General features: G+C 56.2%; 11 protein-coding genes. 9 read left to right on the forward strand and 2 right to left on the reverse strand.

Features of this window, described 5'->3' with window-relative positions:
* Window positions 1–39 precede the first annotated feature (39 nt).
* From QP904_RS00095 to QP904_RS00110, 4 genes are all read left to right on the forward strand, one after another.
* Window positions 40–951, forward strand: a complete 912-nt coding sequence (locus tag QP904_RS00095) for a pseudouridine synthase (protein WP_284835335.1) — start codon at window positions 40–42, stop codon at window positions 949–951.
* Window positions 951–1,646, forward strand: a complete 696-nt coding sequence (cmk, locus tag QP904_RS00100) for a (d)CMP kinase (RefSeq protein WP_200287537.1) — start codon at window positions 951–953, stop codon at window positions 1,644–1,646. Before QP904_RS00095 ends, cmk begins: the two co-directional genes overlap by 1 nt.
* Window positions 1,639–3,219: a ribosome biogenesis GTPase Der gene (der, locus tag QP904_RS00105; protein WP_023021601.1), complete on the forward strand. Its 1,581-nt coding sequence runs from the start codon at window positions 1,639–1,641 to the stop codon at window positions 3,217–3,219. Before cmk ends, der begins: the two co-directional genes overlap by 8 nt.
* Window positions 3,220–3,375: 156 nt before the next feature.
* Window positions 3,376–4,761: an anaerobic C4-dicarboxylate transporter gene (locus QP904_RS00110; RefSeq protein ID WP_049360916.1), complete on the forward strand. Its 1,386-nt coding sequence runs from the start codon at window positions 3,376–3,378 to the stop codon at window positions 4,759–4,761.
* On the opposite strand, the gene QP904_RS00115 is transcribed toward QP904_RS00110, so the two are convergent.
* Window positions 4,758–5,564 carry a class I SAM-dependent methyltransferase gene (locus QP904_RS00115; protein ID WP_023021599.1) on the reverse strand — a complete coding sequence of 269 codons (807 nt, stop codon included), beginning with the start codon at window positions 5,562–5,564 and terminating at the stop codon, window positions 4,758–4,760. The genes QP904_RS00110 and QP904_RS00115 overlap by 4 nt on opposite strands.
* Before the next feature lie 37 nt (window positions 5,565–5,601).
* Between QP904_RS00115 and QP904_RS00120 the strand changes: the two genes are divergently transcribed.
* The 3 genes from QP904_RS00120 to QP904_RS00130 are packed head-to-tail and all read left to right on the forward strand — an operon-like array spanning window position 5,602 to window position 9,730.
* On the forward strand, window positions 5,602–7,032 hold the full coding sequence (locus tag QP904_RS00120; RefSeq protein WP_284835336.1) for an ABC transporter transmembrane domain-containing protein: 1,431 nt from the start codon (window positions 5,602–5,604) through the stop codon (window positions 7,030–7,032).
* A complete protein-coding gene (locus tag QP904_RS00125) occupies window positions 7,032–8,774 on the forward strand; it encodes an ABC transporter ATP-binding protein (protein WP_284835432.1) in 1,743 nt (580 codons plus the stop codon). The genes QP904_RS00120 and QP904_RS00125 overlap by 1 nt, the downstream gene beginning before the upstream one ends.
* Window positions 8,771–9,730 (forward strand): CE1 family esterase, encoded by a 960-nt coding sequence (locus QP904_RS00130; RefSeq protein WP_200287532.1) that lies wholly within the window; start codon window positions 8,771–8,773, stop codon window positions 9,728–9,730. Before QP904_RS00125 ends, QP904_RS00130 begins: the two co-directional genes overlap by 4 nt.
* Here the strand turns inward: QP904_RS00130 and QP904_RS00135 are convergent.
* Window positions 9,727–10,986 carry a site-specific DNA-methyltransferase gene (locus QP904_RS00135; RefSeq protein WP_284835337.1) on the reverse strand — a complete coding sequence of 420 codons (1,260 nt, stop codon included), beginning with the start codon at window positions 10,984–10,986 and terminating at the stop codon, window positions 9,727–9,729. The genes QP904_RS00130 and QP904_RS00135 overlap by 4 nt on opposite strands.
* Before the next feature lie 357 nt (window positions 10,987–11,343).
* Here QP904_RS00135 and QP904_RS00140 point away from each other — a divergent pair, with 357 nt between their 5' ends.
* Both QP904_RS00140 and QP904_RS00145 read left to right on the forward strand, forming a co-directional pair.
* On the forward strand, window positions 11,344–11,517 hold the full coding sequence (locus tag QP904_RS00140) for an antitoxin (protein WP_023021594.1): 174 nt from the start codon (window positions 11,344–11,346) through the stop codon (window positions 11,515–11,517).
* A 204-nt stretch (window positions 11,518–11,721) separates the two neighbouring features.
* Window positions 11,722–13,104, forward strand: coding sequence for a hypothetical protein (locus QP904_RS00145; RefSeq protein ID WP_259824500.1), 1,383 nt, complete (start codon window positions 11,722–11,724; stop codon window positions 13,102–13,104).
* The last annotated feature ends 6 nt before the right edge of the window (window positions 13,105–13,110 follow it).

Raw genomic sequence — 13,110 nt, forward strand, 5'->3', positions numbered from 1 at the left:
CCAGGTAATTTCATATCTTCGAGAGAAAAGGACACGTACGTGACTCCTCCCGCTCGCCGTGACGGCACACCGGATAAGAAGCAGCGAGACAGTGACATCATTGTCTCTAATGCTAAGCCGGCCCGTCACCAGCATGTGTCAAAGAAAAAGCAGAAGGCTACTGCAGAATCCGTAGCCCGAGAACTGGGCGCCGATTGGCTGGTCGATGAAGACAAGCCTAAGGGGGAACGTCTCCAAAAGGTGCTCGCTAAGGCAGGCGTTGCTTCTCGTCGCCACGCTGAAATCCTCATCGATGCCGGCCGTGTTGAGGTCAACGGCAAGATCATTTCCAAGCAGGGCGTTAAGGTAAACCCCTCTGTTGACGTCATCCGAGTAGATGGTGTGCGCGTCAATGTCAACGAGGAGCACGAATATTTTGTGCTCAACAAGCCGCGCGGCATGCAGTCCACTATGTCTGATGACCTGGGCCGCCCGTGCGTAGGCGACGTGGTTTCGGAAAAGGTTGCTGCTGGCCAGCGTCTTTTTCACGTAGGCCGCCTCGACGCCGATACCGAGGGGCTGCTTATTCTCACCAATGACGGCGAGTTGGCTAACCGTTTGATGCACCCTAAGTATGAGGTGACGAAGACCTACCTCGCCACTGTTTTGGGTGAGGCCGACCGGAAGCTTGTGCGACAGCTCAAGGAAGGAATCGAGTTGGAGGATGGCCTGGCAAAGGCAGATTTTGCGCAGGTTGTAGATACCAACCAGGGATATTCTTTGGTTCGTCTTGAGCTGCATGAGGGGCGCAAGCACATTGTGCGCCGCATGTTGAAAGAGGAGGGCTTCCCCGTGCAGCGTTTGGTGCGTACCAAACTTCATACGGTGCAGTTGGGCGATATGAAGCCCGGCGGCCTACGTGCTCTCAATTCCAGCGAATTGACTAGTTTGTATAAGGCGGTGGAGATGTAATGATTTCTAATATGCCGAATCAGGGCCTCATCCTGGCTGTGGATGGCCCTTCTGGGACTGGTAAGTCGACCACGTGCCGCGCCCTAGCCAAACAACTCGATGCAAAGTACATCGACACTGGTGCCATGTACCGTGTAGCAACTCTTGCCGTGTTGCGTAAGGGAGTGGACCCTGCGGATACGTCCGCGGTGATTGCTGCTACAGCCGATCTGCCATTGGAAGTTTCCGATGATCCAGATTCCACCGAGGTTCTTCTCGGCGGCGAGGATGTCGCGCGCGTTATTCGGGAAGACGAAGTCACTCGCAATGTCTCCGCCGTATCTGCCATTCCGGAAGTTCGGGAAAACCTGGTAGCCCTGCAGCGCAAGCTAGCCCGCGAGGCACATCGCGCTATTGTAGAAGGGCGCGATATTGGCACTGTTGTGCTTGCTGATGCCCCTGCTAAAGCATTCATGACCGCCTCTGCTGAAGTCCGAGCCCGCCGACGTCAGGCGCAGAACGAAAGGGCAGGAATCGCTTCAGACTACGAGACGGTACTCGCAGACGTGCAGCGCCGCGATGCGGCAGATTCTTCACGCAAAACCTCGCCGTTGCGCCCAGCAGACGATGCAACCTTAGTTGATACCTCGGATATGAGCCCTGAGGATGTCATACAGGCCCTGATTAACGTGGTAAAGGAGTCGGTCAATGACTAAGCATGATCCCCAGGAAGAGTCGGAGACTCAGTTCCATTACCCGGCCGGAAAGTTTGATGATGAGGTGGTAGAAGCCTCTCCTGGTTGGGCCGCTGATGACTTCAATGCCGAGGAATTTGACTATGAGTTCGATGACTCGGAATTCGGCGAGGCCGATTTTGGTGAAGAAACAGAAGGAGAAGAGCCGCTAAGCGAAGAGGAATGGGAGGAACTCTCCCGTGCTTTTGGTGTTGAGTCCGATGATCACACCGAAGAAGCTCTGTGCACGGTAGCCATTGTGGGCCGCCCTAATGTGGGCAAGTCTTCTTTGGTCAATCGTTTCCTTGGCCGCCGCGAAGCAGTGGTAGAAGACCACCCGGGCGTTACCCGTGACCGAATCTCCTATGTAGCGGACTGGAATGGGCAGCGCTTTTTGGTACAAGATACCGGCGGTTGGGATCCGAACGTCAAGGGCATCCATGGCGCAATCGCTCGCCAGGCAGAGGTGGCGATGGAAACTGCTGACGTCATCGTCATGGTGGTAGACACCAAGGTGGGAATTACTGCGACGGATGAGGTCATGGCCCGCCGCCTGCAAAAATCCCCCGTGCCGGTGATTCTGGTATCGAATAAGTTTGATTCCGATAATCAGTATGCGGATATGGCCGAGTTTTATGCGCTGGGCCTGGGCGATCCGTGGCCGGTATCTGCTCAGCACGGCCGCGGCGGCGCGGATGTGCTCGATGAGATTTTGCGGGTATTTCCGGAAGAGCCGCGGCAGACCGCGATTACTTCTGGTCCGCGCCGCGTCGCTTTGGTGGGCAAGCCTAATGTGGGTAAATCCTCCCTGCTCAATAAGCTGACCAGTGAAGAGCGCTCCGTGGTGGATAATGTCGCGGGCACCACCGTGGATCCGGTGGACTCTTTGGTACAGCTGGATGAGCAGCTGTGGAAGTTCATTGATACTGCCGGCCTGCGCAAGAAGGTCAAAAACGCGCAGGGACATGAGTACTATGCCTCCTTGCGTACGCGCGGCGTTATCGATGCTGCCGAGGTCTGCATTATGCTTATCGACGCCTCTGAGGAGATTTCTGAGCAGGATCAGCGCGTGCTTAATATGGTGCTAGAGGCAGGCAAAGCCCTCGTTATCGCATTCAATAAGTGGGACCTCATGGATGAGGACCGCCGCTACTACCTTAACCGCGAGATCGATCAGCAGCTGAGCCACCTACCGTGGGTTACGCGTGTGAATATTTCCGCCGAAACGGGCCGCGCCCTGCAGAAGCTGGAACCTGCCATGATCGAGGCGCTGGAAAGCTGGGACCAGCGCGTGTCTACGGGTCAGTTGAATAACTGGTTGCGTGAGGCCATCGCAGCTAATCCTCCGCCGATGAAAAATAACCGCCTGCCGCGCGTTTTGTTCGCCACGCAGGCATCCACGCAGCCGCCGACGATTGTCTTGTTCACGACAGGATTTTTGGATGCGGCCTATCGACGCTACCTCGAGCGCAAGTTCCGTGAGCGTTTTGGCTTTCATGGAACGCCCATCCGCATCGCAGTGCGAGTGCGGGAGAGGCGCGGCAAGAAGCGCTAGCAGTATGCCCGTTACGCTGGGATTATAGCATTCAGGCGAGCGATTTTTGCACTGAAAACGGTGTGAGAATTAGCTCGCCTGTCCGTTTATGTCCGTTCATGTGGGGATCGATAGGATATAACCAGTTATAGATCCTCTCGTGATGGAAGGCTTTGTATGTTAGCCAGCGTAATCGCGCCAGATTCAATTCTGGCCATCGTGCTCCAGATCATCATCATCCTTAGCGCCCTGCTCTTGGGCACTCGCTATGGTGGCATCGGGCTGGGACTAATCTCCGGCATCGGTCTGATGCTCATGGTCTTTGTTTTCGGCCTCGCCCCGGGCGAGCCTCCGGTGTCAGTGATGCTGACCATCATCGCAGTCATTGGTTGCGCGGCTACCTTGCAACAGGCCCGCGGGTTGGAAGTGATGATGCAATTTGCCGAAAAGTTCCTTCGCGCCCACCCAGAGCGCATCACCATCCTCGCGCCGCTTACTACCTGGTTCTTGACGGTCCTATGCGGTACGGGCCACGTGGTGTACACGATGTTTCCGATTATTGAGGACATTGCGCTGAAAAAGGGCATCCGCCCAGAACGCCCGATGGCTGTCGCCTCGACGTCGGCGCAGATGGGTATTACGGCCTCTCCAGTGTCTGTGGCCACCGTGTCCTTGGCGTCTATCATCGCGGAAAATGCCGGCGCTATCGACCACGCCTATTCCATCCCGCAGATCCTGATGGTGGCTCTTCCAGCGTCACTTTCTGGCGTCATTCTTGCCGCACTGTGGTCGCTGCGCCGCGGCAAGGACTTGGACGAGGATCCGGCATTCCAGGAGCGAATGAAGGATCCGGAGTTTGCCGAAAGCATCAACCAATCCACTGGGTCGCTTATGGATGAGGAATTTTCGCCGGAAGCAAAGCGTGCGGTAGTTATCTTCCTCGTCGCTATCGCCAGCGTTGTCGCCCTCGGTGCCTTTGAATTCCTTCGCCCGCTTGTTCCGGGAGATGATGGCGAGCTAAGCCCGCTGTCTATGAACCTGGTTATCCAAATGGTCATGCTGGTAGCCGGCGCAATTATCTTGCTCAGCTGCAAGGCAGACCCAAAAAAGATCGCTTCCACCCCGGTGTTTAAAGCCGGCATGACCGCAGTATTCTCCGTGTTCGGTGTGGCCTGGATGGCGGATACCTTCTTCGAAGCCCATATCGACGCTTTGGAATCCAACCTGGGCTCCGTAGTGGAGGCCGCCCCATGGGCCTACGCCGTGGTGCTGGTCATCGTGTCTAAGCTGGTGAACTCGCAGGCCGCGGCCTTGGTTGCAATTGCTCCGATTGGCCTGCAGCTGGGCATCGACCCTGCCATCATCGTCGGTTTCTACGGCGCGGCCTACGGCTACTTCATCTTGCCCACCTACCCCTCGGACCTTGCCTGCATCGGCTTTGACCGCACGGGAACGACGCACATTGGCAAGTTCGTCATCAACCACTCCTTCCTGATTCCCGGCGCCATCTCGGTATTTACTTCCTGCGTCGTGGGCTCGCTCCTAGCGCAGATCCTGCTTTAATCCGACTCCCGTACCAGCACAAAGGCATCCGTGCGGTACGGGATGTGCAGTTTTTGTCCGGGCGTATATCCCAAGTGCTCGTAGAGGTACCAGTCCAGGTTGTGGGTCATGCGCTCATGGATGGCTTCGCCGTTGCGTAGCCAGTAAGACCGGGTATGCATTAGCTGGTGAAGTTGTTCCGGGGTAAGTTCGTGCTCCCAGGTCAGGCGGAGTTCTCGCTCTAAAGACCACGGCGCCGTATAGTCCGGGTAGAAACCCGGTTTATGTACATCGCCAGAGTGCATAATGCGAGAAAGCCGCAAAACCCATGGGTCGGCATTGACATCGAGCGTATTCCAGACCAAGAGGATTTTTCCGCCCGGCGCGAGGACGCGGTCAAGCTCTGCGCAGGCGGCTGCCACATCAACCCAGTGCCAGGTTTGGGCGAGGCAGGCTGCGTCTAAGGAGGCGTCGGCAAGCGCGGTGTTTTCGGCCGTAGCACGCAGGACCGGCAGGTGTAGACGGGAAGCGAGAACTCCCGCCATATCGGCGGAAGGCTCCAAGGCTATAACCCGCTCATTGGGAAGGGACTCAGTGAGCTTTCCGGTACCTGCACCTATATCAGCTACGGTGTGGGCAGGGGCGATAAGGGCAGTGACTTCGTCCGGATAGCCAGGGCGTACATCGTGGTACGTGCTAGCGCCGCGGCGGAAGGCTTGGGCGGAGGCGGTGCGTTGCGCGGCAGTGCGGAAACCGGGGCCTTGCTTCGTGGAGGCCTTGCGGTAGCTAGGAAAGTGACGGGGATCTGGGCGGCGAGTCGACATAGCTCATCTAACCTACCGCGAATTAGAATGGCTGCCTATGAGGACACTTCCCGCAGCATCAGATCCCAGGTGGCTGATGAAGACGGTCTTTTCCCGCCCTGCTCTTACTGTGCCGGCAGCGCTATGCATGGTTGTGTCCTTTCTGCTTAACGCCACCACCCCAATGATAGTGGGCCATGCCATCGATGAAGCCGTGGAGCAGGGATCCATCCACCGGCTGGGGCTATGGCTAGCGGTATTAGTAGCCGCATTCGGTCTTAATGCCCTAGCCGCCTGGTACGGGCGCGGGCTGAATGCCCGAGCCATGTTGGTAATTGGCCACGATGTCCGCATGGCCATCACGGATAGGATTCAAGACCCGCGTGGAATGGCGGGCAAGCCCCGCAGCGCCGGCGAGTTGCTGGCTATTGCCTCCACGGACGCTAGGCGGGTGCAGAATGCGGTGATGATGACGGTATTCCCCGTCGCAGAGATTAGCGCCATTGTGTATGTGGCTATCATGACCAGCCGCATCAATCTACCCTTGGGCATTGCCATTTTGTGTGGCGGCCCGCTCGTGGTGTCGGGCTCGGTGCGCGCGGCACAGCCACTGCGCGCCCGCTCAGGAATCCGCCAGGCGGCGTTGGCCAAAGCCAGTGCAATGGCCACCGATCTGGTGCACGGCCTTCGGATACTCAAAGGCTTGGGTGCGGTAGCAACGGTGAGTATGCGCTATGCCCAGGCCTCTGACACTGCCTATGAGCGAACGGTAGACGCCAATGCCTCCCAAGCGCGCCTCAATGCTGCTACGGAGATTTTGGGCTCGGTGTATGTCATTGCGGTGGGCCTTGGGACAGGTGCGCTGGCAATGCATTCCACTATCAGTGTGGGTGAGCTTATTACGGTTATTGGTCTGACGCAGTTCGTCATCACGCCGATGACGATGTTGGGACGAAATATTGCCTCGCGCTGGGCAGCCGCGCAGGCAAGTGCTGCCCGCATTACAGCCGTCCTTGCTGCTCCCAGCGTGGAAGGCAAGAAACCGCAGCTTCCGGCCCTCGCCCCTGGAGTGAGCGTAGTGGCCGAGCCTGTCCCAGGTGATCTAGTTTTTCTGCCGCGGGAGCGTTTCCTTGTTGCTCCGCACGATACGCTGCTTTTTGAGGGAACCGTGCAGGAGAATATTTCTTCCGATAGCGCGGTTGCCAAACGGGCGCTTTACACGGCCGCGGGGGAAGATATCCCGGGTGGTTTAGATCGCGAGGTGGGGGAGGGCGGCCGGAATCTTTCCGGGGGACAACAGCAGCGCGTGGCGCTAGCACGAGCAATTGCGGCGGACCCTGCGGTCCTTGTTTTAGCCGATCCCACTACCGCCGTGGACTCGGTGACTGAGCAAGTCATTGCGCAGCGGGTAGCACACCACCGCGGTATAAAGCCAACACTCGTTTATGCCGCTTCGCCGGCATGGACTGCTGTGGGATCGAGGCTATGATGCGGTTTCCTACGGCTTCTTGGCGCCAGGTGCGCGAAGAAATTAGCCGGCAACTTTCCGACGTCCCCGGTTCGCGGCTGCAGGCTGCCGTGGCCATTGCCTTACTCACCGCGGGCGCAAGCGCCAATGTAGCGATCCCGATCCTGCTGGGAAAGATTGTTGATGCCGTCATCACCAAAAGCGCAATTTCTACTATTGGCCTTTCGTTGATAGTGGTAGCCGTCGTCTCCGCAGTGCTCTCCGCAGCGGGGTTCTTTCTTCTCTCCCGCCTTATAGAGCGGGTGATTTCGGCTTTGCGTGAAGACATGCTGTCTACCGCTTTGCGCTTGCCCACACATCGTGTGGAGGAAGCGGGCACCGGGGATTTGGTCTCTCGCTCTACCGATGATGTAGCAGAGCTCTCGGCAGCGGTCACCGAGACCGCACCAGTGTTGGCCAAATCTGCTTTTGCCATCACCACCACCGGGGTGGCGCTGCTTAGCCTCAATTGGCAATACATACTGGTAATAGTTGCAGTTACGCCGCTATATGTAGTCGCCGCTTGCAGGTACCTGCACCGAGCCCCTGGCCGCTATGCCGACGAGCGTGCGGCCATGGCTGAGCGCGCGCGCAGGCTTCTTGAGGCGATACGAGGGCGAAAGACCGTGCGCGCCTTTGGACTGGAAGGGCAGATGCATGCCGGCATCGAACGTGCCTCCGCGCAAGTGGTAAAGGATGGCTACGCAGCACGTAAAACCATGATGGTTCTACAGCTGTGGATGACTGGCATCGAGCTCACCATGCTGTGCTGTGGTCTTGGGGTGAGTTTTTGGGCGGTGCAAACGGGAGCACTCACGGTTGGCGCCGTAACCTCAGCCATGCTTCTGCTCATCCGTTTGCGGGGCCCACTCATGGGATTGATGCGGGTAATCGACACCGTACAATCCGGCTACGCCTCGCTGTCTCGCATAGTCGGGGTCGTCGTTGACCCGCCGCGGGCGGTGCCGGATTACGGCGCTCCAGCCCCATACGGAGAAGCCGAAATGCGAAATGTGAGTTTTAGCTACGGCAACGGTGGCTGGGCTGTACGAGACATCAGCCTCAATATTCCTGCCGGGCATACGGTGGCTTTAGTCGGAGCCTCCGGCGCGGGTAAGACTACCGTGGCCGCACTTTTGGCTGGCTTGCGGGTTCCTGAGGAAGGAAAGGTCTTGGTCGACGGGGTAGAGGTAGCACTTCTTTCGGACGCTGAGCGCGTGGCGCGATTAGCCATGATCTCCCAAGAGGTACACGTTTTTTCAGGCACCCTCCGCGAGGATCTTTCTTTGGCTGCCCCTCAGGCAAGCGACGCACAGATGCTTCAAGCACTCGACCGGGTGGGCGCACGCTGGTTTGCGCAACTAGACGAGGGCCTAGATACGGTTATCGGCTCACAGGGAGTCCAATTAGATCCTGTGGCGTCCCAACAACTCGCGCTAGCACGAATATTGCTTTTGGACCCGAAAATCGTCATTATGGATGAGGCCACTGCGGAGGCGGGTTCGGTGGGAGCCGAAGCCCTCGAAAAGGCCGCCATCGAAGTCACCCGTGGGCGTTCGGCGTTGGTCGTGGCGCATCGGCTCGACCAAGCAGCACGGGCGGATAGAATCATCGTGATGGATAATGGCCGCGTGGTTGAACAGGGAAGTCACCACGACCTGCTAGATTATGGTGGCCGTTATAAGCACTTATGGGACGCATGGCAGAAGGGAAGACAAGGATGAACGCGAGGTCACTTCGGGCCGTGCTCGGTGCGGTAACTGTGTGTTTCCTTGCCGCTGCTGGCACTTCGTGTTCTAGCGAATCAACAGAGTCCCCGCACGCGGCAGAGACCACCAACACCGTTAACCTAGGAATCCCTACCTCCGCACCCTTGAACGGCCCTGAGCCGGGCTCTTTTAGGACGATCAACCTGCCTTCCGGGCGTTCCTTTATCCTCAGTGTGCCCAAAGACTATTCTGGGGATAAAAAATGGCCTATCGTCCTCGCCTTTCACGGGTGGGGTCAGTCTGCCGAAAACCTCCGTGGTTATTCTCGTCTTGATGCTGCAGATGCCATCATGATTTTCCCAGAAGGCAAGAAAAAGGCGTGGAGCCCCGCTCCATATGCCAAGACCTCGACAACGGAAGATAAGAAGTTTGTGCGGGAAATAATTGATGCGGTCCGCGCTACTTACCGCGTAGATGATGGTCGAATTTTTGCCACCGGTATGTCTAATGGCGGCGGATTCGCTGCCTATCTGGCCTGCCAGATGCCCGATACCTTCAAATCCGTTGCCACCGTTTCCGCTGCCTATTATGAAGACATTCTGAAAAACTGTGCGCACTCTCCCGTCGGGCGGCTGGATATGCACGGCACCGTAGACCCTGTGGTGGGCTATTACGGAGGCACTCGCCACAAGACCAAGTACTACTCCGTGGAGTCCGTGCTGGAACAGGACCGCAAACGCAATGGTTGTTCGACCAAGGTCGATACCACCCGCTTGGTCAATAATGCGCTCGATATGAGGTGGAGTGGTTGTACCGCACCGCTCGAACATATCCGTATCGCCGGGGGTTCGCACGTGTGGCCTGGAGGCACGGCGGACGCGCACAACGAGGTAGGTAGGTTCTTCGCTACCGATCGCGTCTTAGATTTCTTCGGAATTCCTGGTCGTCCTGCCGGTACCGCACAAACCTAGCTCTGCTTAAAGACCTGAAAGGTAGCACCTGGAACCTTGCGCACCCTTTCCATGCAAATATCTGCAACGGTAGAAAAACCAGCGCGGTGAGCCGTGCTACGCGGGGAGGTAGGCTCCGGAATTTGCGCTAGATGGAAAGTCCTGGACCCCCCATCTTCGGCGTTGAGCTCTATAACCGCCTGCGCTGTGGTGCCGGACCCAGCAAAGAAGTCTAAGACGCGAGCATCCTTGCCACCACCAATGGACAGAAGGTGTTTAATCAGGCGTACCGGCTTTGGAAAATCGAAGATGCCCTCTATACCCATTGCTTCCTCCGCATCGCGTCGGCCGGTGCGGGTCACTCCAAAGCGCTCGCCGTCCAGGATCGAACGTGGGCGTGCTCCTACCTTCTGGTAGTTCTTGGTGTAGACAAACCCTCGACGGAAAACCAGCTCATCGTAGAACTGTTCCACCTTGTCGAGGCTCCATCGCCAGCGAGCGACCTTTTTCTTTCCCACCGGTTGGTCTGGCCAATACTCCTTTCCATCGGGCCCTGAAATAGGAAAATCTAGAGAAGGAAGGTAACCAAGGGTTTTAGAATCTAGGCGTACCAAGGAGTATTTTCCCTTGTCATCCTCATGGTTATATTTAGTGGAGGTATGACCTCGGATATCGATATTGAAACCGGGGTTGTCTGGAGTTCGGGCATAACACAGGATGTATTCGTGCTCTACCACGGCGTATTTTGCATCATTTTTGCCAGTACCGGCCTTCTTCCAAATCAATTGGCCGGCAAAGCATCCCTCGCCAAAAACCTCATCGAGAACCTTGCGGGTATTGGCTACCTCGTCTTCGCCAATGGAGACGAAGATGAACCCCTCAGGGGACAGTACTTCACGAGCCAAAATTAACCGGGGGAGCATCATCGACAGCCATTCCGAGTGCCATTCCGCATAGCTACCTGAACGCATCTGGCGACGTAAACGATAGTTATCGCGGTAGACGAAGTCTTTGCCCGTGTTATAAGGGGGATCGATATATATGACGTCGAAGACTTCCCGGCGGGCGGCTAGCTCTTTTAAGACTGGAAGGTTATCTGCGGCAAAAATCCTATTGAGGGAGTCACCCGGTGTACTAAGAGCAGAATCGAGCGGGAAATTCCGCGCCAAGGGCGTATGTGCGGCTTCTCGGGCTGCGTCTTTGCCTGGCCAAACTAAGCCAAAAAATTCGCCGCCCGTATCCGGGTGTGATGGGCGCGGTGGGTTAGCAGTAGCCATGGTGCAAAGCCTTTGTCAGGGGAGGAAACGTCAATATCGTCTAACGCTAGCATTCGCAAGAATCTGGGCATTTGGTATTAGCCAAAATGCTGCCGCTGCCTAATAGCATGGGGCTTTGGAGTGCGGCTAAGCCAGTGGCCTGACATGGTCGTCAGGCTGTGGGGCCTCCATTTGTCATTCTGAGAAGAACTCCGTTACAGAGCGGAATTGCTTTTGGTTTAGCGGAAAAGAATATTTGGTCTAGTGACTCAATCGCTCGATTTGGTGGCATGGAGCTAGAAGTATCGGTACGTTGGGATGTGTTGCCGGACACGGCAATAATTAGACAAAGCTAGAACTAGAAGAAAGGATAACCACATGGGTATCTTCGATAAGGCCAAGGATGCACTGAACTCCGACAAGGGCGAAGAGTTCACCGATAAGGGCTTGGACAAGGCTGCTGACGCAGCTAAGGGCAAGCTGGGCGAGGACAAGGCAGACCAGATCGACAAGGCTCGCGACGCTGCTGATGGCAAGCTCGGCAACGAGTAAATAGCGTTCACCTGCTAGACGGGTGAACAGTTAGTTTTTATTTTGGCCCCAACCCGTCAGGGTTGGGGCCAAAATTGTATCGGGCTTGAACGCAGTGATCTGCAATAGGTCTATCCCAGTGATGTCACCTTTTTGTGGGTGAATTGAACTATAAAATGGGCGAATCGGGCTGAATTTTTGCAGGAAATCGCTAGGATTATTTGTGTGAACAATCTTGAAGGCTCCGTCTCCCACGCGGGCTCCGCTAAGCAGCGCTTGCTGGAGCAGAGTGCTCGTATCCTGGCCAAGGGTGGGCGCGACGCTTTACAGGTTTGTGCTGTCGCGGAGCAAATCGATGTGCCAGTCGATGAAGCTAAGTCCTTTTTTGAAGACGACCACGACCTATATATTCAAACCAGCCGATTCCTGGATGAAAGAATCCGTGTGGCAGCGTTTAAGGCACTAGATAGGTTGCCGGATGATGCTGCGGCTATTGAGAAACTTCGTGAAGTAGCCAAGGTTTACTTTAACTTAGCTATTGAAAACCCGACCTATTTCGCTGCTTATAATAACTGTCAGACGGCGACGAGCTTTCCCAACTTTGAAGACGGCATTGAGCAGGCGGAAAGCTTCGACGCATTTCCTCCCATCTTCCGCTGGGTACTCGAGCACATGCGGGATGCGGCAGTTGCCGCACGGGGCGAGTTTAAGCACCGGCTGGTAGTTATCCAGTCGCTCTCTTTCTTGTGTGAGCTGCAGGGAATTACCCACTTGGCCACGTTTGGAATTATGCGACACCTTTCGCCGACGGCGAAGAAGCAGACCTTTAATGCTTGTCTTGAGACGTTGTTTTCCGGCTTGGAAATTTGCTTGCGCGACGGGCAGATAGCCCCCTTCGAACCAGAGGCGCTTTCTGGGGAACCGCCGGTCCCGTTTACTACTGCTGCAAAGGACATGCCAAAGTGCACGGCGGAGGAAAAGCGCGCAGCCATTTTCCGAGGTGCGGCGGAAGAAATCGTCTACAATGGGCTTCCTAATCTGCATCTGGGCTCAGCAGCTGCACGGGCGGGCGTAGATCTGCCAGATGCCGAGCATCTCTTTGACGGCGATTCTCACCTGTTGCGTGCTTTGGAAGAATCCTTGGATGAAGCTAATACGCTGGCAATCATGCGCCAAAACCAGGTTCTGCCTGAAGGCTCCCACGGACTTGCTTATATCAAGGCAACCGGCTTTGGGTACTTGGAATATGCGCTTGAGGATCCCATTGGGTTTGTTGCCCTCATTGAGGTCTCTAGCCGCTCAATCGTCCCCGTTTCTTTCGACGAGACCGGCGAAACTGAGCAACCATTTGATATGGGCAAGGCATTTACCTTCATCATGAATTTGGTGCGAGATGCCATTTCTGAGTCTAATGGACCACGTTCGCCGTGGATTCTTTTTACCCAGATTGCAGCTTTGTGGGCTTCCATCCACGGCCTCTCGCAGCTAAGTACCGTAGGGGCCTTGCGCTATCACTCGGCTAATTTCTACTTCAACCTGGCTTCTAAGGTGATGGATATAATCCTTCAGGGCATGGTCAATGTGCTCGAGCTAAAAAGGCCCGATTAGGCATAT

The organism is Corynebacterium nasorum, from assembly GCF_030229765.1.
GTDB classification, from domain to species: domain Bacteria; phylum Actinomycetota; class Actinomycetes; order Mycobacteriales; family Mycobacteriaceae; genus Corynebacterium; species Corynebacterium kefirresidentii.

Bases quoted from the DNA above. Each gene is read 5' to 3' on its own strand.
- cmk (WP_200287537.1), top strand. From the start codon at position 951: ATGATTTCTAATATGCCGAATCAGGGCCTCATCCTGGCTGTGGATGGC.
- der (WP_023021601.1), top strand. From the start codon at position 1,639: ATGACTAAGCATGATCCCCAGGAAGAGTCGGAGACTCAGTTCCATTAC.
- QP904_RS00110 (WP_049360916.1), top strand. From the start codon at position 3,376: ATGTTAGCCAGCGTAATCGCGCCAGATTCAATTCTGGCCATCGTGCTC.
- QP904_RS00115 (WP_023021599.1), bottom strand. From the start codon at position 5,564: ATGTCGACTCGCCGCCCAGATCCCCGTCACTTTCCTAGCTACCGCAAG.
- QP904_RS00120 (WP_284835336.1), top strand. From the start codon at position 5,602: ATGAGGACACTTCCCGCAGCATCAGATCCCAGGTGGCTGATGAAGACG.
- QP904_RS00125 (WP_284835432.1), top strand. From the start codon at position 7,032: ATGCGGTTTCCTACGGCTTCTTGGCGCCAGGTGCGCGAAGAAATTAGC.
- QP904_RS00130 (WP_200287532.1), top strand. From the start codon at position 8,771: ATGAACGCGAGGTCACTTCGGGCCGTGCTCGGTGCGGTAACTGTGTGT.
- QP904_RS00135 (WP_284835337.1), bottom strand. From the start codon at position 10,986: ATGGCTACTGCTAACCCACCGCGCCCATCACACCCGGATACGGGCGGC.
- QP904_RS00140 (WP_023021594.1), top strand. From the start codon at position 11,344: ATGGGTATCTTCGATAAGGCCAAGGATGCACTGAACTCCGACAAGGGC.